The following is a 20,975-nucleotide window of genomic DNA, read 5'->3' as shown; positions in this document are numbered from 1 at the left end:
ATTGATAAACCACGACCCAGAGACATTGCGGCCGTCCGGCTTAGCCTCGGAGCCGCGTCCGGTATAACGCTGGAATAAGCGTCCGGTTAAAGATCGGAATTCCTGTCCGGTTTCATTGGAATACGCACTCTTGCCTGCAAAGACATAAGGGGAGGGTGCATCATGCCGCCACAAATGTCGCAAGCAGCAATTCCGACAGACTTGCGCAAACTCTTTTACCGGTGGGCATCGCGTTATACGCCGCTCGATCGCGAGCGGAGGCGTATCGTTGATCGCTCGCTTCAAATCGCGGCGTATCACGATAAACTTTTGGATTCGCGTTCATTAAAGCTGGCGCTTTTCTCAATAGTTCATGGCGTTGCCCGCCAGGAAATCCTCGGTCAGCAAAAAAGCAAGGCCGGCAAAATCAGGATCGGTATTTCTTACAGCCAGATGCTGAAAGGCAAAAGGGTCTTGATCGCGGAGGACGACTACCTGCAGGCAAGCGATGCGGCAAGCGCCATGCGTCAAAATGGTGCCGACGTTGTCGGTCTTTTCCCGCGCGCCAAGGAAGCTCTCCTCTATCTCAAGTACGACAAGGTGGACACCGCCATCCTTGATGTTCATCTTGCAGAGGGAACATGTTTCGCAATCGCCGAGGCTTTGAAAGCGGCGAACACGCCCTTTGTCTTTCTGACAGGGTATGAAAAAGACACGATACCGGGAGAGTTTGCGGACGTCCCGCATCACATGAAGCCATGTCCGCCAGAAGATCTCGTCTCCATTATGGCTCAGTCAGTCATGCGGTAAGTGCTGGACGCTCATTCGGATGCGCGAGAAGCAAGGCCTCGACTTGGTGTCTGATCCGGGAGATCCGTTCTTCCCGGCGCTGCCTGAGGTACTTTGCTTCCCCGAAGCGTGATCTTCGTGGGGAGTGAGCGTGACGAGGGCGTCGCCGTGGTTTTTGCGTCTTAGGGGCGCCCTCCTGCAGCAGGCAGCTCCTTCAAACGCTTGTTTTCAATGAGTTATAGCAAAAACACGACCACTGGATTGGCGGGTCGACGGTTCATTTCCTTTCAAGAGCTTGGCGTGCGCATCTGCTGTCGCCCCAGAACGCTTCGCTGGGCGGCAACTCGACGGAAATGCTCGTTCAAGAAACCACAGGATCAGGCTCATTCACTTCTTTTGAACAGTGGCAGCGGCTGCGTCTTTGGTAGCTCTATCGTCACGCCCTCCCACCGAGTCAACGTGTAGAATTGCGCAAGACGCACGCGCAGGCGCGCGGTCTCGATTCTGACGATGGGATCATCCTCGACCGCGTTCGAACCAGACCGGCCAAATACCTCTTTCGCGGCACCGTGCGTCACGCGGGTCTCATCCCATCCTGCGAGGGTCCATTCGCATAGATACCTCAACAGGCTGCGCTGCGTTTCAGTGGCGTTGAAGCTTGGATCCGCAAGTACCCGGTCCAGTTCCTTTATAGCGTCCTCAGCCGGAACGCCGATGGCGACATTGGTCTGTTCCATGGTTGTCTCCGCCGGTCGATACATTGGCGCACAATGAACTTCATATCGGCACCAACCTAGCTGGACCTTGGTCCATCTGCGACACAGGTCTGCCGGAGCGCCGACAAGGCATCGTTTGCCGAGAACGGCTTGTGCAGGCACGCCACCGCTCCATGCAGGATGGCCTTGCGCTCTAGGTGCGACCCCGCAACAGCTGTCATAGCCACGACTGGGACGCCTGCTCCCACACCCTTCATAGTCCGCAAGACGGCCACACCATCCATTCCCGGCATGTTCAGGTCGAGAACCACGGCGTCCGGGAGATCGCCCTCAAGGGAGAGAAGAAATTCCTCTCCAGAGCCGAAGGAGTATGTGCGCACGCCGCAGGCGGCGAGCGCACGTGCGAAGGCCCGGCGGAATGAGGCGTCGTCGTCAACGATAGCGATTAGCATCGGGCTCTCCGTCTTGTGCGCCGACGGTAGCGGCCCGCAGCCCTCCGAGCCAGATGGCCCTTGGTCCAGTTTGACTTCCAACTACGGCGTCAGCATTTCCTGAAGCCTCACAAGGTCGGTCACGGAGCGGACGCCGAGCTTCGTCATCATCCGGCCACGATGGAGCTTTACGGTCTTTTCTGAGATTTCGAGGTCGTGGGCGATCTGCTTGTTCAACCGGCCCGCAACGACCAGGTCAAACACCTGGCGCTCGCGCAAGGTCAGCGATGTAATCTTCAAGACCGCGTGGTTGTGCTTCTGTCGGTCCGTTCTCGCCGCCAGATCGCGTTGCAGCGCTTCATCCACTGCCGAAAGCAGGGCGTTCTCGTTGATCGGCTTCGTCAGGAAGTCTACCGCTCCTTGCTTCATTGCTAGCACCCCGATCGGCAGATCACCATTCCCGGACACGAACAATAGCGGACGTCCGACCCGTTTCAGGAGGTTTTGCAACTGCATCCCGTCAATGCCTGGCATCGTCAGGTCGATTACCGCGCATCCCGGCTGATTGGGGTCGTGTGCCGCCAAAAACTCTTCAGCCGAGGCGAAGGCCAGGCAGTCGTAGCCCTTCGACCTCAGGAAGCGCTCGAGAGCTCGCAGGAAAGAGATGTCGTCGTCGACCAGATAGACGAAGGAAGGGCCGCTCATGTCGCAGGTGCCGATGTTGAAGGCAACGAGAAGAAGAAGATGGTTCCGGCGTCAGGAGCGGCTTCAAACCAGATCCGCCCACAGTGCGCTTCGACGATCGTCCTGCATATCGGCAGTCCTAGCCCTCCCTGCCGTCCTTTGGAACTGACGAAGGGATCGAAGACGCTTTCCCCCATGGTGGGATCCACACCCGACCCTTCGTCGCGCACTTGCACGATCACATCGTCCATCACCCGCACAACAGCAAGCCAGAGCCTCCTCCCTCCTGTCGCGGCCATGGATTCGGCAGCGTTCGAGATCAGGTTCACCAGAACCTGCTGAACCTGTGCCGGGCTGCCGGAAACAAGGTGTGGTCCGCCCGGGACGGTAAGTTCAGCAACGATTTGCCATTCTTTGAACTTTGCTTGAAGAAGCCGGAATGTCTCCGAAGCAACCTGAGCAAGGTCGAAGATGACTCGTTCCTGTGCCGTTCGGCCGAAGGTCTGCCTCAGCCCGGCGAGCGTCCCTGCGGCACGGGCAGCGTCCTCGGCAACGTCGTCAAAAATCTCGCGAAGAAGCGCGACATCGGGTGATTGCCGGGTCGTTTCGGTTTTCGCAGTGGCAACATTTAAAGCGATTGCCGAGAGTGGCTGGTTCAATTCATGCGCCGCGACGGACAGGATGGCGTCGACGTGTTGAAGCCGCGACTGTCGCTCGTGCTCGCCCCGCATCGCCAGAAGAGCGAGCCGGCCGTAGAGAGATGTGGTCTCCACCAGGAGTCCTATGAGCACCAGAGAAGCCGCAAGCAGTCCCACGGCCCGGCTGCCGTACCAGACAAGGCTAAACCGGTAGGTGGTCAGGCTGACAAGGATGGTTGCGATCAGCCATGCTACGAGGACAAGGAGGAGCCACAGGTCGAGGGCGGAGCGGCCGTCTCTCCAGACGAGCGCGATCGCAACGATCTCCAGCGGAATAATAATCGGGGCATCGACTGGCCACATGCGCCGTCCGGCGTCCACCATGATGTTCGGTAGCAGTTGATCACCGACAGTGACGAGAACAGTCAACGCCACGACGGCGGCGAGCACAAGCAGGATGCTTGTAATGATTGCGCGCGAATAAGGTGGAGTAAGCGCTCTTGCTGGCTGCTGTCGCCGAGAAAGCACATAGACGATGGACGCGATCGGTAAACCGGCGCGCCAAAAGATCTGCAGGTAATTGCTGCTCTGGACCGACGCCCCCAGAAGTCCCTCCGGCGTGAAACCACCTGGAAAAGTCAAGCCGTGCGCAACGATGACAAATGAAGTGAAGAGATAGCCCGTCGCCAGTATGAGAAGCGGCCGCGAGCCCGACACCGTGAAATGCGCGTAGAGCAGCGAGGCAGTCAAGAGGTCGACGATGAACAGCACCGCGTCCAGAACCAGGACGAACTGGGGCGACTGCGCAAGCTGGACGTGCCTGAATGGTAAAGGCGCTACGCATACCGTCAGCAGTAGGACCAACACCAAAAGTGCGAACTTACGCTGCGATGCGGACGGTCCTGCTTTAGATATAAGAAGGCTATCCGTCAGGAACCGCCGCTCTTCCTGGCCTGTGGCGTCCATGGCGCGATCCCCCTGCCGGTCCTGCTCTTACTGATCGTAAGGGATGGCAGCTGCCGCTGCCGCAGCGACAAAAGCCGACCTGGCGGCTTCCGGCGGCTCCTCGCCGTCGTACACCGCAAGGCAGACGCGCAGGGCCTCATCGTATGCGCGGGAGGTGTCTTTGGGGAGCCAAAGCTCCATCAGACACTCCGCGGCGTCGTGCGTGGAACCGACGATCTGCATCCCATGGGACGGAAGCTGCACGGTCACCGGCCTCTTCCATCGCTCATGATAACGCTTAGACATACGTGCGCACACCTCTCGCCAACAGTATCAAGATAGAACACTTCCGCTGAAGGAAATCAACGTGCACCCATTATCCTGAAGGCGATTGAATGGTCAGAGGCTCATCGTCCGGCCGGATCCACAGCCACGTGTTCACCTCGGGTCGCTGACCGCGACGTAGACGACGGTGTGGCCATTGTAGCGGGGCTCAAACCAGTTACCGCCGCAGTCCCGATAAGACACGCCCTTGACGACGACCGTGATGCACTCTGGCGGTAGGGTCGCGATGATTGTGCCGACTGCGACGGCAGTGGTGGTCGCTCCCCAAACCGCCGCCGGTCCCCAGTAGCCGGGCCAGTAGGGACCCGGAGGAGGTGGCGGCGGGTGGGGAACCGGATACGGCCCTGGATGAGGACCGGGTGGGTGAGGCCCTGGATGCGGGCCAGGCGGATGGGGGCCCGGCGTCGGTGGATGAGGATGATGTCCTCCTCCTCCGGCAGGATGAGGTCCGGGGTGAGGAGCGGGATGCGGAACGGGTCTAGGCCCATGTGGGGGATGCGGCGCGACTGCAGGATGGAAGCGCGGCTGGAAGTGCCTCGGTCCGTTGAAGTGCCCGCCGGGATGGACGCCGCCTGCATGCAGCCCGCCGCCTCCGAAGTTCATGCGGGGCATTCGACCGCCGAAGTTGCCGCGAGCCTCCGCAAGCTGCGGGACCAGGAAGACGCTTGCAAGAAGTACGTTGAACAGGAGACGTGTCGTCATTTCTTGGCCTCCTCGTTCAGGAACTTGATCTTTTCCGCGCCCTCGCCGGGCTTGTAGGCGAAAACGTCGTCAGCGATGGTGGCGTTCTCGGCCCATTCAAGGACGGACGTGATCCTTGGTCTCGTCAGGTCTTCCCGCTCAACAAGCGATATCTTCAAGGGCAGCGGGCTGCCTTCCTTGGCGATCCAGATTTCCGCATCCTGATCGGGTCCACGGAAAGCCCAGTGGGTGGTCTCCTTGCCGTTCACGTAGGCGTGTCCGACGAAGAAGCCTTCGCGGACTATGCCGATTGGCGCGTCCGGTGTCCCCCAAGAAAAGAGATCGGCCAACGGAAAGGACAGGTCGTACTTCTGTGCGGCCTCTTCCAAGGTCTCCTTGATGGTAGCGGGTGCGGGAACTTGCGCATAGACGTTCTGGTCCGGCGAGGCATAGACAAGCGTTTTGCCGTCGTAGACGAGCTCGCCATGGACGCTATCGGTGGCAAGATCGATCCTCAGACGATCCGGCCGTTTGACCTCATAGGTTGCGACGCCGCCTATCTCCAGCTTCTGGTCCGTGTTTAGGACGACCTCCGTGCTCGTCGTCGCTTTAAGGCTGAAGACCTGCAGCGACTGCAGGTGTTCGCCCATCTTCTTCAGCGCCTCGACGGAACCCGGCTCAATGCGCTGATCCATTGCAGGCGGCTCCTGCGCCAGCACCGCCCCGGCGGACAGGACGAGCGCCATCGAAAGCGACGCCGCCCGTGATCTTCTCCACTTATGCATGCGCCCGCTCCTTATCATCGGCGTTTGCGAATGGAGGCAGGCTAGAACTGCGGTCCCAACCGGGGTAGGTACGTTACGGTTACCGCAGAGGTGGTGACGGTAACGTACCGCTATTCGTCCCGCCCTAGGCCAAGCCAGCGGAGGATTGTCGGCGCATACAGCCCGGCGGCAAGGAAAGCCGCGAGCATTACGAGCGACACCCCGAGCTGGACGATGTCGTAACGAACTGTACCCTCCGCTACGAACCAACCGGAGATGACGCCGGCGATCGCGAACGGCAGGCGGGCAAGAATTGGAAACCACATGACTTATTCCTTTCAGAGCAGGAGCAGGCGCTTCACCATCGGCCAGAGCTGGGCATATGGGAGAAAGAAGGCGCCGACTGCGAGCATGGGGAGAAGTGCCGGCACGAGGACGGGCAGTGCGTTCGAGCGGTTGAGTAGCAGGACCGACGTCTTCAACGCAGCCGACCAGACCGGCCTTACGTCATGATACTCGGAGGCTTCCGGCTCCGCTTCGTCGTCGAGGATGTTGTCGCCGAAGATCGCCCTCTCGTTCCATCTCTCGAAGTCGGTCGCCTTCGCCATCGAGAGCAGCAGCGTACGTCGCTTCAAGTCCGCGAGACGCGAAGCGATGGAGACCAGGGGCAGCGCGAAGTAGCCGGCGACGATGACGAGCCAAATCGCGCAGACGATCGTGAAAAGGCCCGGCGTGACCGCCTGGTTCTGTATCACGTGGCCAACGCCAGCCGCCGCGACGGAACTGACGGCAAAGGTGAAGAGTACGTAGCCAGCCGGATACAGACCAAGGAACCCTAAACCCGCGTGCCCGTCCGGATGCGTTACCACGAGCCGGAGGTGACACGCCGCCAACTCCGATAGACAACCTGCCCACACCATATGCTTCCAGATCAGACGTGCGAGCAGGAACCAATAGAGGGTGTTGCTGACGGCCACGGCCCAGATTCCGGCGGTAGAAAGTGAGCTGCCCGACAAGGCCCAGGCTGGAGAAGCCGTTTCGGCCATGCCTGCGGCGCTTAATATCGACGCCATGGCCGCGAGGGCCAAGCACGTAAGTTCCGGGACCCAGGCCGACGTCCGCTCGCGCGCCGTCGCGATCGCGCGCAGCGCGTCTTCCTTTGACTGCGAAGCATAGAGCGGAACGCGGAAAAAGATCGATACGCATTCGTCAACGGCGAAGGTGATGGGCCTTTCGCTCAGGGTCAGAAGAGCAGGGGCAATGAGAAACTTCGCATATGCTCCCCAGTCGTGGAGGAACTGTCCCGCGCCTTGGAAATCGCCGGCAGTGCAAGCGAGAAGCAGAGGTATCGCCCAGGCGAGGCAGACGAAGGCGAACGCCCGTCGTCCCCGCTTCCGGAGCCGGAGCGCGCTCATCAGTTCGTGGAACGGGCCGCCGTGCGTGATGCGTATGCGACTGTCGTCGTCGAGCTGGTCGGGCATCTACACTTCCGCTTCCGATTCCGCCTTCGCCGTCCTGTCGCGAGCCTTGATGGCGACAGCGGCGGCAGCGGCGTTCTGACCACTCGCGTCCCCACCTCCTACCTGGACGCTCGGCGTAGCGAACTCGATGCCGTTCTGCGTGAAGACGTCACGAAGGAGAAGGTTTGCCCGCCGCCGGATGAAGGACTGCATCGGCGAGGGCCTGAGCGTCATCCCGAAGCTTAGGACGAGACCGTACTCGCCGAATTCCTCGAGACCCTTCATTTTCAACGGGTCGATGAACAGCGGGCCGAACTCGGGATCCTCAAGCAGCGTCTGACCGATTTTCTTGGTCAGCTTGCGCGCCTTATCGAGATCGGTGTCGAATGCTACGGCGACGCGAAACTTCACGACGCCCCAGTCCCGGCTCATGTTCTCGACCGCCCCCAGTTCGCCGAACGGAACCGTGAAGACAGGACCACGATGGTGGCGCAGCCGCACCGACCGCAGGCTGAACCCCTCGACTGTTCCCTTATAGCTCTTCGCCTGAATGTACTCTCCGACACGGAAGGCGTCGTCGAGCATGTAGAATACCCCGCTAATGACGTCCTTCACGAGCGTCTGGGAGCCGAAGCCGAGAGCGACGCCGAACACGCCGGCGCCCGCGACCAGAGGTCCGACCTCGACGCCAAGTTCGGCAAGGACAACGAGCGCGGTCATGACAATCACGCCTACCGCGACGGCGTTGCGCAGAATCGGGAGCAGCGTCCGCAACCGACCGTAACGGGCAACCATATCGGCATCTGCACCTGCAACTGTGTCGGCTTGTCCCAGTGTGCGGTCGATCCAGTTCTTTGCAATCTGCCAGACCAGGTCCGCCGCGAGAAGCACCACGACGCTTTTCAGCGCTCCGTAAAATAACGCGGTCACGATAGGGTTGCCATGCCCGAGACCTTCCGGGTTCATCCGCCAGACAAGCCCGAGCCATGCCGTCGCAGCAACGACCACGGCGGCGCGTGCGGCGCGGACGAGGAGGATTGCGTGCACGCCAGACGGCGGGATTCCCAATTCCAAGACCAGTCGTCCGGCGAGGCGAAGAAGTGGCGGCATGAGAAATGCGTAGACGCCAAGCCAGAAGAATGTCGTGAGCTCTAGACACCAGAATATCCAGATGATCGCTACGGCTACGACGCGAGCGGCTTTGACTAAGGGCCGCCCCCCGACTTCGGACAGAACCGCCTTCACGCAGAGTACTGCAGTCAACATCGAGAAGAGATAGCTTACTGCGGCGATGACCGAAGCGTCCGCGCCGATGGACCGAGCGGCAAAGACGGTGGCGATAGAGAAGACAATGACTCCCACCACAGCCATCACCCGCCGTGCGCTTCTCCGGTCCGGCAAGAAGTCGGTCAGAACCACAGCGAACCGGCAGACCGCGAAGGCGCAGAGGTAGGCCAGCAAGACGGTGCGGGCGAGGGGCGGCCAGCCGACAGTAAAGAAAACAAGGAAGACGACGCTTGCGAATATGCCGAGCGACATGAGCCTTCCCAAGGCGCCGTCACCAGGCCGAAACCAGCGATAGACTGCCTCGGCTGCGAGGCCGATGGCGACAAGGCTCGTGAAGACAGCGATAATGGGCGCGGAGCCGTGCGGCGCGTCCGCGCGGAGCCTCGATGACGCCGCGGCTACTTCAGACGGGATGCGGGGGATGGCCTCGATAACGGCGGCGATGCGGCTGCGCAAGCCGACTTCCCATGCGACAAGCCCCGGACCGCCACCCTGGTCGCTCCAAGGAGTGCGCGTGCCGCGATCCTTCAGCGCCGCCTGAAGGTCGGGATCCTGTAGGAGCTCGATCAGCATGTCGATTTTGATATCCGAAGGGGGCCCCGTCTGGGCTTGCGCTGCCGACGCGAGCAAGAGGACAAAGAATATCGACGCGAGTCGATTCATTTCCCGGCCTTCTCGACGGGGAACTGGAAGTTCATGCCTGCGAAAATCTGCCACTTCGGAGCTCCGGCCCCGTCGTTCCACACCGTGTACTGTGGTTCAACGAAGGCGTTTACGGTGACGCCGCCATCGAGCGGGATGACTTTGCCGAGACCCAAACCGACGGGAATGTAGCTCCTGCCGCTTTCGAGGTTGAAGTTCCAGGTCGCCGAAGATCGCAGATACCAGCCGTCCTTCAGGTTGATGTTGACGATCGGCTGCGCCGTCAGGAGACTAACGTCCTCTCGATCGGATTGTCCGGCGAAAGAGGTCTGGTAGGTGGCAAAGCCTCCGACTAGGCCCCAGTGCTGCGGCGCGACGAAGACGCCTGCGGCTCCAATCTGCCACTTTCCGCTTCCGAGCGACTCGTCGGTCGCCGTCGGCACCACGAGAATTGGTCCGGCGCCGAAAGTAACATCGCCGCGCTTGGGCAGGATGAAGAGGTCCATCAACGTGAGGTCGCCAAGTCCAGTAACGTATCCATCCGGGACGTCGGGTGCGGTTGCAACAGGAAGCGTGAAACGCAGAAGCTGCGGCAAACCGAACATGTTCGACGGAACCAGTCCCCGGAGCAGAAACTGGTTCGACTCTGGATCGCCGGGCGTATCGATGAAGCTGGGAATGAAGTAGTCGTGGAAGTTGATCGTGATCTTCGGCGTCAACGGGTTGTTTGCGTCGTTTACGTCTTGATGCTCCTGCGCCGTCGCCGTCGCCGTCGTAGCGAGCAGCAGAAGAGCGGTGGCAGCAAATGTGGTCATGGCATTCATCGATCATCCTCCGTAAAGATAAGATGAAGCCATAATCGAGCTACGCCCGGCAGTTTCGTTACGGTAACTCTCCACGTAACAAGGTGTTGGGAGCGGGAGATGCCACCTCGTTACCGTTACATCCTTTCAACCACTCCCAAGCCCCGGCATTGTTCCCTTAGCTTGCTTCTTAAAGGAGGGGTTAGGTGGTCGATCGCGTCTCACAGGAGCGGGGCCTGCTGAAACTGATGCTGAGGCTTCCTCGGCTCAGGGACGCCATGAAGCGCGTCCATCGGCAGCAGCCGACTATCGAAAATCTCTTCGCAGCATACGATGAGGCGTCGTCCGCGCTTGAGCGGATGCAGACCCTCGAGCATCCTGACCCGAAGCTGCTGGACGAGTACCGTCGGCTCTGCGTCGACATCGAGCAGGACGTCGCGGACATCTGTGGACCGGTTCCGCTAGACCGAAAATGAACGGATCGGCACTCGAGTAACGTTCCGATTTTAGATATTCGACATACAATCATATTTGGAGTACTGTGTCCTACATAATGCTTGGTTTGTCGTTGTCGTGTTCACGAGGGGACGTGCGATGGAAGGCAGCCGGACGGAGGTCGAACTCGACGTCATACCGGAACAGCAGGCGCGCGAAGAGCTGGAACGGCTCTTGGCGGACTCGCGCTTTAAGGTGGCGGAGCGGAACCGACACTTCTTGAGATACATCACCGACGCGCGGTATCAAAACAATGCCCACGCTATCAAATCATATTCGATCGCGGTGGACGTCTTCGGACGCCCCGAGAGTTTCGATAGCCAGAACGACCCAATCGTCCGTATAGAGGCCAACCGGCTCCGTAGCGGACTCGACCAGTTCTACGAGGCATACGGGGAGCCGGGCGGTCTACGCATCGACATTCCCAAAGGCAGGTACGTCCCGCGGTTTACCCACATACCTCTAACGGAGATGGGCTCTGATCACAGAGGCCAGATCGAAGAAAATGCCGGTTTTGGCCGTTCACCCGTAGGAGCGGCGCCGGCACGCCGACTGAGACGATGGGTCCTGACCGCCGTAGCTGCGGCGTCAGCCGCCGCGGCGATTGCCACCGTCGTGGCTCAGCCGGCAGCGAGCGACATTACCCAGCCGATTGTCCGCAAGCCGACGGTGACGCTAACGGTAGCGGACGAGAGCCTTCGGCCAATCCACGACCGTCTCCTCGTTGCGCTGTCGCGCTTCGACACTGTGCGGATCATCGAAGAGCGGCAGGCGACGAGCAGTGGCGGGGAAGGTGCCTACATGGTCCGCCTGAAGGCAGTCGATAGCTCAGATGAACGAGGACTTTGGTGGCAGATCACCGACGGACGCTCTTCGGAGGTCCTGAAGACGGGTTTCGAACTCGCTTCACCAAGGGAGGCGGTCGGAGCGGCTGTTCCAGCCATCGCCCGACAGGTTGCAGCCACCCGCGGGGCGATCGGTCTGGCCGAGGCGAGACGCGACGCCGCGAACGGTAACCCCTGTATCCTGCGTGCGGAGATGACCATGGATGAGGGGCGGTTTACTGAGCTTGGCTCGGTTCGGCCTTGCCTTCAGGCCACGCTCGCAGCCGATCCGGCCGATCCTGACGCCGCCTCTACACTTTCACGCTTCCTCGTCGTTTCGCGCGTTAATCCCCTGGATACCGACTCCGTAGGAAAGGCGCTTGATCTCGCCACGGGCGCACTGATCGTCTCTCCTGGATCGGACAGGGCCATGACCGCGCTGATGTTCGCGCAGTTCGCCGGCGGCCAGACAGACGCGGCTATCCACACCGGCCAGCAGGCGGTGGCGGGCAACCCGGATAACCTCGAGCTCGCCGCCAAGGTGGGCTTGTTCATGGTCTACGCAGGCCGGTGGGAAGAGGGAACGACGGTGGCTAGCCGGGCAGCCGCCGCACCCGCACCACCGCGCGCGGCGGTCCTCACGCTCGCCCTGGACGCCTACAGGCGCGGCGACTACTCCACATCGCTTGCAATGTCAGAGCGCATTAACTGCGGCGACATCCTCGTTCGGGCGCTTCGTATCGCTTCCAGCGCTCGTATCGACCCTGCGCGCGGCGAAGAGCGATACGTAGCTATCAAGCACAGGGAGCCGGAATTCGAGAAAGATCTATTGGAGAGCCTCGGTGCCCGCCGGATGAACAGGGATCTCGTACGGCTGGTAGCAGATGGTGTACGCAGAGCGGGTGCCGCGATCTCCGAAGAGCAGGTCGCGGGTCTTTAGACGGGTTTCGTAACCGTAACGTACTTACCGTCGTGGCGGCGAGAGTGTTCACTCTTTGGGCGTCAAACCCGGAGTTCGCCATGAAACCCCATCTGATCGCGATCGCACTGTTACTTGCGGTCGGCTTCCAAGCCGAAGCAGCCGACATGCTCCCGCCGACCGCGCCCGTCCCTGTCCAGCAGGATTCCGACGAGCTGTCCATATCGTTTTCACCCTACCTCTGGATCGCAGGAATCACTGGAGATACCGCAGTTCTTGGTCTTCCCGAAGTTCATATAGACGAAAGCTTCGGCGACATCCTTAAAGACATCGATATCGGCTTCATGGGAGCAGGCGAGATCCGCTACGGCGACCTATCCGTCCTGACCGACATCTCTTACGCCCGAATAACTAGCCACTCCGCAACGCCGCGAGGTGTCTTTGCGGACGAGGTCGCACTCAAGCAAGAGACTTTCAGCGGTATGCTGGCGGTTGGCTACACGATCTTGGAAAGCGAAGGCGGTCATCTGGATGCTCTTGCCGGTGCCAAGGTCTGGTGGACCGAGACGACGATCTCATTCCGCGGCGGCCCGCTTGGAGGCGAATCCGCCCGAGACGAGGCCGTCTGGGTGGACGGACTCGTCGGCTTGCGGGGCGTCTACTCGATCACGCCGGAAATTTATCTGACCGGTGTAGCGCTTGTCGGAGCGGGTGGAGCCGACCTCGATTGGGATGTGATGGCCGGTATCGGCTACAAGTGGAAGGAGTCTATTTCCGCCGTCGCAGGCTACAGGGCTCTCGGCGTCGACTACTCCGATAGCAGCCTGAAGAACGACATTGTCCAGCATGGACCGATCCTCGGATTCGTCTTCCATTTCTAAGGTGCTAACCAAGGAAACATTGGACAGTCCCTTCGTTGAGGCGACGCTCAGTAAGTGAACGGGCTTCCACGATCTGCCTCGTCAAGTTCGGGACCAAGGTCATCGACCGCCACTGCTCGAGATGGTCTCTCGGCCAGGGTAAGAGGCGCCGTAGCGACCGTGCCGACGGCGCGCACGGTGCTTCCCACAACAGCTGCCACACCTTGGCTAATGGTAATTTTACTGTCTGTCAGTTCCTGCCCAGTCATCAGGCGGCGCCCGATCAATTGGACGATCTCCGGACTTTCCGCGAACTTGCCGTGATGTAGACCGTCGTTCGTCTTTACCTTCGTCAGGTCGATAGCGGTGACGCCCGCCCTCTCCAGCCTTGACCGGTATGGCTCCTTAGAAGGGTCAATAGCCCCCAGCCTGGAGACGTTGCCGGTGATTAAGCTGGAAATGGCTAGCGCACGGTCGTCCTGTGAGACAAAGATTGTGAACTTCGGCTTTGGAGATCCCATCTCGACATACTGCTTGGCAAACACTTGGATGTCGATGTCGGGCGAGGCGAGGATGACATCGTGAATTTTCGTGTTCGCGTGCCCATTCCGGATTCCCATCTGCCGCAGGGCCTCCATCGCCAGCCACGTGCCCATCGAGTGTGCAAGGATCGTGATGTCTTTAACGGCCGGATCCTGCGCCAGCACCTGAAGTGACTGCTCGAGCGCAGTTCTCGAGTAGTTGGTGCTTTCCTTGTCGTATTCATAGGCAGTTATTTCAGCTCGCGAGGGCCACGTGAACAATATTGGCGTCGCATTCATTCCGCTGTCATGGACGATCTGCGCCAAACGAAACACGGAGTCCTGGTAGCTGTTGTTGAAGCCGTGGACAAATACCAGCGCATGGCCGTCCTTGATGTGTCGCCCGAACCAGGTTTGCCCTTCCCGAATGGTCTTCACCTGCCTGACCCGGGTGACGGCAAAGTCAGTTTCCGGATCCGGCGGCAGGCGCTTCGGCCACTGAACGGTCCCCGGCATCCTTGCGGCGGGGATCGAGACGGCCACATCGGTGAACGACGGCCGAGCGCTACGTTCGCCGCTGAACAACGTGGTCGGGTCGCCGGAAGGCTGTCGCGTCGTCGCAACCAGCATGTCTACCTGACGCGTTTTTAGTCCTTTTCCCTCCACGGAGACCGGCTCCATGACGCCGCTCGTATGCCCGCACGAGGAGAGGGCGAGCGTCAGGGCGATGACTATGTTCTTCTGCATGACATTAGGCGCCGTGGGTCGGATGCAGAACCATAGCTGCGTCGTAAGAAACGCCCAGCTTGTAACAGTTACGTTTCTGGCAGGGGAGCAGGACGTTACCGTTACGTACTTCCGCAAGACCGCTCCTGCGAAAATATTTGGCTGTCCTGTAGCCGAACATTGACACGCACAAGCAGGAGGGGAGAGCTGGAATGTTCACCAAAGGATTTCTCGCAGCCTCACTGCTGGCATTTGTGGTCTTTTCCACTCCAGCATCTGCGGACGTGCAACCGGCAGATTTTGGAAGGGTCCCCGCCGACCATTTGGAGCGTCAAGCGGTTCATCGCCGCGCGGTCGAAGCAGTGGTTTGGGGCCTTCCGGCCGTCAACTTCGAATTGATGTATCAGGCCGCTACCCAGTCAGGGGGTGGCTGGAACGAGATCGTATACTGGTCGCGTCCGCTTACCTGGATGAACCAGACGCTCACGCCCAATCCTGACACGATCTACCTGATGAGCTTCTTCAACACCATGAAGGTCGGTCCAGTGGTGCTGGAGATTCCCCCCGCAGGCGAGGGAACGATAACGGGGAGCATAGACGACGCCTGGCAGACTGCCGTGGAGGACGTTGGGCCAGCAGGTGCCGACAAGGGGAAGGGTGGCAAGTACCTGATCCTGCCTCCCGGCTATGACGGGATGGTACCTGAAGGCTATTTTCCGCTGCGCCCGTCAACCTTCACCGGTTTTGCGCTGCTGCGCTCCAATCTGAAGAGCCGCGACGAGGCGGAAGTTGTCAACGCCGTCGCCTACGGAAAGCGCATCAAGCTGTACCCGTTGTCGCAGGAAAACAACATGCCGGGTACGACCTTCGTCGACGCGATCGACCTGATGTATGACGCGACCATCCGATATGACCTCAGCTTCTTCGAGACACTCGACCTCGTTGTGCAGCGCGAACCATGGTTGGAGCGCGACAAGGTCATGATCGACCAGCTTGTCTCGCTGGGCATCGAAAAAGGTAAGCCGTTCCAGCCAGACGAGGAGCGACAGATCGTGCTGAAGGACGCCGTCGTCGAGGCGCAGCGCTGGATCGACGCTCGGTATGAGGCAGCCTTCGTCCCCTTTTTCGAGGGCACGCGGTGGGGTCTCCCGATTTCACCTGACGTGATTGAAGGCATGTCGACGAACTTCGCCAACCCTAACAGTTACCCCGTCACCGCCCGCGGCGTGATGTACTCCATCGGCTACTTCAGCGCCAAGCACCTGGGGGCAGGCCAGTTCTACCTCATGACAACAAAGGACCGAAAGGGCGAGCCGCTCGATGGAGCCTCTACCTACAGATTGACGGTTCCGCCCAACGCTCCAGTGGAGCTGTATTGGTCAGTTACGGCGTATGACCGTGACACGCACGCTTTGATCAAGAACCGGGACCGCGCCAGCCGCGCTTCCAATTCTGGTGATCTGCAGGCCAATCCCGACGGCTCTACGCATATCTATTTCGGGCCAGAGCCTCCAGAGGGAAACGTCTCGAACTGGATTCCCAGCGATCCCGACCGCCGGTTCGAGCTGATGCTGCGGGTCTATGGACCGAAAAAGGAATTTTTCGAGAAGGCTTGGAAACTGCCCGACGTCGAGAAGGTAGGCACGAGGAGAGAGAAATGAAGATCACGAACAGCATCCATGCTCGGATTTTTGCTGCGCTCTTGACCTCCAGTCCAGCGGCTCCGACACTTGCTGCCGAAACTGTCCCGGTCACCGTAGATAATTTCGTCCGGGCGGAGAGCGATCTCTACTTCGGGCATGCCGTCGCCGATGGTGGCTTCGGCGGATGGAACCATATTCGCGAGCTCCTTCCGATCGGTCACCAGGCAGTAATCCGGGGCAATCGAGATACGCTCTATTCGGCAAGAGTGTTCGATCTCGATGCCGGTCCGGTGACCATCACGCTTCCCGATGCAGACAGCCGGTTCATGTCGCTGCAGATTATCACGCAGGATCAGTACACGTGGACTGAATACGGCGCTGGGGAGCACAAGCTCGACAGGGCCAAGGCTGGGACCCGCTATGCGATGGCGGGCATCCGTACGCTAGTCGATCCAACAAACCCGGACGATCTCAAGCGGGTTCACGCACTTCAGGACGCCATCAAGGTGGCGCAGCCGGGTGGGCCGGGAACCTTCGAGATCGCAAATTGGGACAAAGATAGCCAGCGAAAAGTGCGGGAAGCACTGCTCGTTCTCGCCACGACTGTCTCGGACACCCGCCGGTCCTTCGGCACCAAGGTGGAAGTAGATCCTGTTCATTACTTGATAGGAGCTGCATCGGCATGGGGAGCCAATCCACCGCGCGACGCGATTTATCTGAATGTCGTCCCGCCTAGCAACGATGGAAGGACGAACTATGTCCTGACAGTCCGCGACGTCCCGGTAGACGGCTTCTGGTCGGTCAGCCTCTACAATCGTGAAGGCTACTACGAGAAGAACCCATACGATGCTTACACTCTCAACAATATCACCGCCAAGAAATCGTCTGACGGTGTCGTCACCATCCGCTTCGGCGGATGCGACGGCAAGGTCCAGAACTGCCTGCCGATAACGGACGGTTGGAACTACATGGTGCGTCTTTACCAGCCGCGACAGGAAGTTCTGGACGGGACCTGGCGCTTTCCCGACGCACAGTCGGTTCCGTAATCGCTATCCGGGAACAGCAAAGGTATCAATCTTCCGCGTTCAGCCGCAACCATGGAGAAGCTGACATGTCTCATCTCGAACTCGATCGCCGAAGCGTGCTGCGCGCCACCTCCGCACTCGCTCTTCTTGGTCTTGGCACTTCGGCGCCTTCCGGCGAGGTTTCTGCACAGCCGACTTCGACCGGTATCCAGCCAAAGCCGGCGACGGCTGCGACTCGCGCTGCCAACCAGGCGCTCCGCGATTACCTGAACTACGCAGATCGTCAGGACTTCGAGAACGCCACGCGAGGCTTGATCGCCAAGCCGGACGTTATGGAAATTCGCAACGCCGACGGGAAGATCGCCTGGGAGCTGGAGTCATACAAAAAGTTCATCGACGTCGACAGACCGGCGCCGGACACAGTCAATCCGAGCCTGTGGCGCAATGCTCAGCTTTGCATGCAGCACGGACTCTTTCGCGTCCATGACCGCGTGTTTCAGGTGCGTGGATTCGATCTCGCAAATGTAACATTTGTGCAGGGCGACACTGGATGGATCGTGTTCGACGTCAGCAGCGCATTCGAAAGTGCAAAGGCGGCCTACGAACTCGTCACCCAGCACCTTGGCCAGAAGCCGATCTTAGCAGTGGTCTACAGCCACTCGCACGGAGACCACTATGGTGGCGTCCGCGCGCTGGTCGACGAGGCGGACCTTGCCTCTGGAAAGGTTCAGATACTTGCTCCCGAAGGTTTTACGGAACATGCCATCAGCGAGTTCGTGATCGCTGGCAACGCTATGGGACGCCGAGGCATCTACATGTACGGCCCGCTGCTTCCCCGAAATCCTCAAGGCGGCGTCAATGCCGGGCTAGGCCAGACAATCGGGCATGGTAACAGCGGCTTGCTGCTGCCGTCGAAGTTCATCAAGGAAACTGGCGAGAAGGTGACCATCGATGGAGTGGAGATGGTGTTTCAGGTCACGCCGGGAACCGAAGCGCCGGCCGAGATGAATACTTACTTCCCGCAGTTCCGCGCGATGTGGATGGCCGAGAACTCCACCAACACCATGCACAACATTCTCACGCTGCGTGGTGCGCAGGTGCGCAATTCTCTTAAGTGGGCGCAGTTCCTCAACGAAACGATTGAGCTGTACGGAGAGGGCACCGACGTCAAGTTTCAGAGCCATCATTGGCCAATGTGGGGCAATGAGAACATCATCGACTACTGGAAGAAGCAGCGCGACCTTTACAAATACATCCACGACCAGACGGTCAACCTGATGAACAAGGGATATACAGGCGTCGAAATCTCCAACATGATCAAGCTTCCGCCGGAGCTCGACAAAGCGTGGTTTAACCGTGGCTACTACGGCTCCCTGAAGCACAATTCTCGCGCCGTCTACCAGTTCTACATGGGTTTCTATGACGGAAATCCCACAACTCTGGATGAACTGCCGCCAGAGGATAAAGCCAGAAAATACGTCGACTACATGGGAGGGGCCGACGCCATCCTGACAAAGGCCAAGGCCGACTTCGAGAAGGGCGAATACCGCTGGGTGGCCGAGGCGCTCAAACATGTCGTATTTGCAGATGCCAGCAATAGCGCTGCCAAGGAACTGCTCGCGGACGCGTATGAGCAGATGGGGTATCAAGCGGAGTCAGGGCCGTGGCGATCCATATATCTTCAAGGCGCTCTCGAGTTGCGCAGAGGCGTCCCGACAGCAGGTTCGATTAACACTGCCGGGCCCGATACCATCAAAGCGATGCCGCCTGAGATGGCGTTCGACTACCTTGCAGTCCGCCTCAACGGCGAGAAGTCCGCCGGCAGGACGATCACCCTCAACATCACGTTCAGCGATCTGGGACAGTCCTATGGCCTCAGCGTTGAGAACGGCGTTCTCAACTATTCCCGAAATGCCAATCCCGCGGCCGGCGCGACGCTGACGCTTTCCAAGACAATGTTGGACCGGCTGCAGATCGGCGAACTGTCGATCGAACAGGCGATAACCGCTGGAGACCTGAAGATAGAAGGTCGTCGGGAGACTTTGGCGGAGTTCATGAACATGTTCGACACCTTCCCATTCTGGTTCAACGTCGTGACGGCCTGAAACTCAACCAGGAGAGCGGGATCATGCTAGGACTAACAAAGATCGGAGCGACCCGGCTCTACGCGTTACCGCTGGCCGTATCCATTCTTCTGCCAGCGGTGCCTCAACATGCTCGCGCATGCGCCTATGACGGAATGCTGGGAGATGGTCTTGTGGTCGTGCACGAGCGCTCGGTAGAGGTTGCCATCGCGACGCGGGACGCCATCGTCGCAGGTAGATTGTCCAACATTGGTCCCGCGCAATCCGGCCGTACACGCAATTACTGGGATGCGGTCCGGCTCCTCGAGGGGTTCCGGCAAGCTCTGTCCTCGGGGAAGGCCGGATTGCCTTACAACGTCTCCATCGTGCTTCTCGACTCAAACCTTTGGGGTAGGCTAGCCCCGGATGAAGATGGCTACGATATCGAGATACACACTGTCGGAGCCCAGCAACAAGATGTGGTGGTAGTTGCAAGCGAAGCAGTCTTGGCAGCAGTGCAGTCCGGCCAACTCACCTTTGGTGAGGCCGTCCTACTTGGCCTGATGCTGGTGGATGGCCCGGCGAATGGTGCCTCTTCGATAAAGGAACTGCTGGTACAGGCATCGTGGGAGAAGCAGGGGCCGGGGCGCAAGTCGATGAACCTTTTTGGTCCCAGATCGGTTACGGGAAAATCTTTCGACCAACCCTGAAATCTTTCGTAATGACTACTTTGCCGTCTTGAGGAGATGACGAATAATATCGGCGGGCCTTTAGCCTCCAATCATGAACGGAAGCTGTTGATTGAGTTGGGGGAATTGAGCACGCAAGCTATCTGCGCGACGGGTCGTTGGTTCGAGTCCTTTCAAGAGCTGAGGTTTCCACCAAAATCTTGGGCAATATGGAACACACGAAAGAAGCAGAGCTTCATACAAGAAGAAGTGTGATACTCCATCTACACTCCCCGGACATGTATCGGCATCGGTCTGCTACTGCGGAAGCGACGGCTTGTCGCTCCGTGTCCAGAGCGGCCACGGTTGGGAGCAGGAATGTTTACTGGAGATACTATCAAGCGTGCCGTCCTTGGAGTGACCCTACTTTTTCCGTTAATCGCACTGACTGGCTGCATAGGTTCGTCGAGTAGAGTCGCGATGACCGCACAGCAACAGGATCTTGCATTCGTAAACAACCCAGCGCTGGCTCGCTTCTGGGCAGACGAGGTGACGCCGGATCTCGAAGCGGTCGTCGCCCACCAGTTCATGCAGGTAAGAAATGCCGCAAAACGGGGTGCAAGGCCCCGCTCTTTGATGCAGGCTGACTACCTTGCTATCTCCGGAGGCGGCGGGAATGGCGCCTTTGCTGCGGGATATCTCAAGGGCTGGAGCAACAGGGGAGACCGGCCCGACTTCGAAGTGGTGACAGGTGTCAGCACCGGAGCTTTGGCTGCTCCGTTTGCGTTCCTTGGCGAGGACTACGACCGGCAACTCGAGGAAATCTACACGAGGTACGGAGATGGGGACATCATTGTTGGTTTCCACGCAGAACTGAGCCGGTTTTTCCACCGAGAAGTGAGCCACCTCTAAGTATGGTTTTCTGATCAGGGTTTGGTCGAGGGATCGGCTTTTCTCCTCTCTTCTGTGCTGCTGCGGCCGAGCTGGCCTTGAAGCGGAAGCTGTCGTTACCGGTTTCCAGGATGTGGCAACGGTGGGTGAGACGGTCGAGCAGAGCTGTCGTCATC

At 59.5% G+C, this 20,975-nt stretch carries 21 protein-coding genes; 9 read left to right on the top strand and 12 right to left on the bottom strand.

Annotation, left to right across the window (positions count from 1 at the left end; genetic code table 11):
- Positions 1-162: 162 nt before the first annotated feature.
- Positions 163-789: a response regulator gene (locus tag JNB91_RS29760; RefSeq protein WP_220329043.1), complete on the top strand. Its 627-nt coding sequence runs from the start codon at positions 163-165 to the stop codon at positions 787-789.
- Between the two features lie 362 nt (positions 790-1,151).
- Here JNB91_RS29760 and JNB91_RS29755 read toward each other — a convergent pair whose 3' ends face one another.
- The 10 genes from JNB91_RS29755 to JNB91_RS29710 form a co-directional block, all read right to left on the bottom strand.
- Positions 1,152-1,505: a hypothetical protein gene (locus tag JNB91_RS29755; RefSeq protein ID WP_220329042.1), complete on the bottom strand. Its 354-nt coding sequence runs from the start codon at positions 1,503-1,505 to the stop codon at positions 1,152-1,154.
- 56 nt (positions 1,506-1,561) lie between these two features.
- Complete coding sequence (locus tag JNB91_RS29750) at positions 1,562-1,936, bottom strand: response regulator (protein ID WP_220329041.1); 375 nt, start codon at positions 1,934-1,936, stop codon at positions 1,562-1,564.
- Between the two features lie 81 nt (positions 1,937-2,017).
- The gene (locus JNB91_RS31355) at positions 2,018-2,620 is read right to left on the bottom strand and encodes a response regulator transcription factor (protein ID WP_220329040.1); all 603 of its coding nucleotides are present in this window, start codon (positions 2,618-2,620) and stop codon (positions 2,018-2,020) included.
- Positions 2,617-4,203: an MASE4 domain-containing protein gene (locus JNB91_RS29740; protein WP_220329039.1), complete on the bottom strand. Its 1,587-nt coding sequence runs from the start codon at positions 4,201-4,203 to the stop codon at positions 2,617-2,619. Before JNB91_RS29740 ends, JNB91_RS31355 begins: the two co-directional genes overlap by 4 nt.
- A gap of 27 nt (positions 4,204-4,230) precedes the next feature.
- Complete coding sequence (locus tag JNB91_RS29735; protein WP_223218475.1) at positions 4,231-4,488, bottom strand: DUF982 domain-containing protein; 258 nt, start codon at positions 4,486-4,488, stop codon at positions 4,231-4,233.
- A 737-nt stretch (positions 4,489-5,225) separates the two neighbouring features.
- Positions 5,226-5,993 carry a DUF2092 domain-containing protein gene (locus JNB91_RS29730; RefSeq protein WP_220329037.1) on the bottom strand — a complete coding sequence of 256 codons (768 nt, stop codon included), beginning with the start codon at positions 5,991-5,993 and terminating at the stop codon, positions 5,226-5,228.
- A 110-nt stretch (positions 5,994-6,103) separates the two neighbouring features.
- The gene (locus JNB91_RS29725; protein ID WP_220329036.1) at positions 6,104-6,298 is read right to left on the bottom strand and encodes a hypothetical protein; all 195 of its coding nucleotides are present in this window, start codon (positions 6,296-6,298) and stop codon (positions 6,104-6,106) included.
- A 12-nt stretch (positions 6,299-6,310) separates the two neighbouring features.
- Positions 6,311-7,453: a hypothetical protein gene (locus JNB91_RS29720; protein ID WP_220329035.1), complete on the bottom strand. Its 1,143-nt coding sequence runs from the start codon at positions 7,451-7,453 to the stop codon at positions 6,311-6,313.
- Positions 7,454-9,292, bottom strand: coding sequence for a mechanosensitive ion channel family protein (locus JNB91_RS29715; protein WP_223218474.1), 1,839 nt, complete (start codon positions 9,290-9,292; stop codon positions 7,454-7,456).
- An 86-nt stretch (positions 9,293-9,378) separates the two neighbouring features.
- Positions 9,379-10,185, bottom strand: a complete 807-nt coding sequence (locus tag JNB91_RS29710; RefSeq protein WP_220329033.1) for a hypothetical protein — start codon at positions 10,183-10,185, stop codon at positions 9,379-9,381.
- Positions 10,186-10,370: 185 nt separating this feature from the next.
- Between JNB91_RS29710 and JNB91_RS29705 the strand changes: the two genes are divergently transcribed.
- The 3 genes from JNB91_RS29705 (at position 10,371) to JNB91_RS29695 (ending at position 13,283) form a co-directional block, all read left to right on the top strand.
- Positions 10,371-10,640, top strand: coding sequence for a hypothetical protein (locus tag JNB91_RS29705; protein ID WP_220329032.1), 270 nt, complete (start codon positions 10,371-10,373; stop codon positions 10,638-10,640).
- Positions 10,641-10,758: 118 nt separating this feature from the next.
- Positions 10,759-12,423 (top strand): tetratricopeptide repeat protein, encoded by a 1,665-nt coding sequence (locus JNB91_RS29700; RefSeq protein WP_220329031.1) that lies wholly within the window; start codon positions 10,759-10,761, stop codon positions 12,421-12,423.
- Positions 12,424-12,503: 80 nt separating this feature from the next.
- The gene (locus JNB91_RS29695) at positions 12,504-13,283 is read left to right on the top strand and encodes a hypothetical protein (protein WP_220329030.1); all 780 of its coding nucleotides are present in this window, start codon (positions 12,504-12,506) and stop codon (positions 13,281-13,283) included.
- 47 nt (positions 13,284-13,330) lie between these two features.
- Here JNB91_RS29695 and JNB91_RS29690 read toward each other — a convergent pair whose 3' ends face one another.
- Entirely contained in the window at positions 13,331-14,530 is a 1,200-nt protein-coding gene (locus JNB91_RS29690; protein WP_220329029.1) for an alpha/beta hydrolase, read from the bottom strand.
- Between the two features lie 191 nt (positions 14,531-14,721).
- Here JNB91_RS29690 and JNB91_RS29685 point away from each other — a divergent pair, with 191 nt between their 5' ends.
- The 5 genes from JNB91_RS29685 to JNB91_RS29665 all read left to right on the top strand — a co-directional run bounded on the left by JNB91_RS29685 (position 14,722) and on the right by JNB91_RS29665 (position 20,820).
- Complete coding sequence (locus JNB91_RS29685) at positions 14,722-16,170, top strand: DUF1254 domain-containing protein (RefSeq protein ID WP_220329028.1); 1,449 nt, start codon at positions 14,722-14,724, stop codon at positions 16,168-16,170.
- On the top strand, positions 16,167-17,198 hold the full coding sequence (locus JNB91_RS29680; RefSeq protein WP_220329027.1) for a DUF1254 domain-containing protein: 1,032 nt from the start codon (positions 16,167-16,169) through the stop codon (positions 17,196-17,198). The genes JNB91_RS29685 and JNB91_RS29680 overlap by 4 nt, the downstream gene beginning before the upstream one ends.
- A 65-nt stretch (positions 17,199-17,263) precedes the next feature.
- Positions 17,264-19,282 carry an alkyl/aryl-sulfatase gene (locus tag JNB91_RS29675; protein ID WP_220329026.1) on the top strand — a complete coding sequence of 673 codons (2,019 nt, stop codon included), beginning with the start codon at positions 17,264-17,266 and terminating at the stop codon, positions 19,280-19,282.
- 23 nt (positions 19,283-19,305) lie between these two features.
- The gene (locus tag JNB91_RS29670; protein ID WP_220329025.1) at positions 19,306-19,950 is read left to right on the top strand and encodes a hypothetical protein; all 645 of its coding nucleotides are present in this window, start codon (positions 19,306-19,308) and stop codon (positions 19,948-19,950) included.
- Between the two features lie 438 nt (positions 19,951-20,388).
- On the top strand, positions 20,389-20,820 hold the full coding sequence (locus JNB91_RS29665; RefSeq protein ID WP_220329024.1) for a patatin-like phospholipase family protein: 432 nt from the start codon (positions 20,389-20,391) through the stop codon (positions 20,818-20,820).
- Here JNB91_RS29665 and JNB91_RS31065 read toward each other — a convergent pair.
- A partial coding sequence (locus tag JNB91_RS31065) for an ATP-binding protein (RefSeq protein WP_223218473.1) occupies positions 20,759-20,975 on the bottom strand: 217 nt, incomplete at its 5' end. The two genes, JNB91_RS29665 and JNB91_RS31065, sit on opposite strands and share 62 nt — an antisense overlap.

The sequence above is a fragment of the Aliirhizobium wenxiniae genome, assembly GCF_019511445.1.
Taxonomy (GTDB): domain Bacteria; phylum Pseudomonadota; class Alphaproteobacteria; order Rhizobiales; family Rhizobiaceae; genus Neorhizobium; species Neorhizobium wenxiniae_A.
This window is presented reverse-complemented; position numbering and strand designations above follow the sequence as displayed.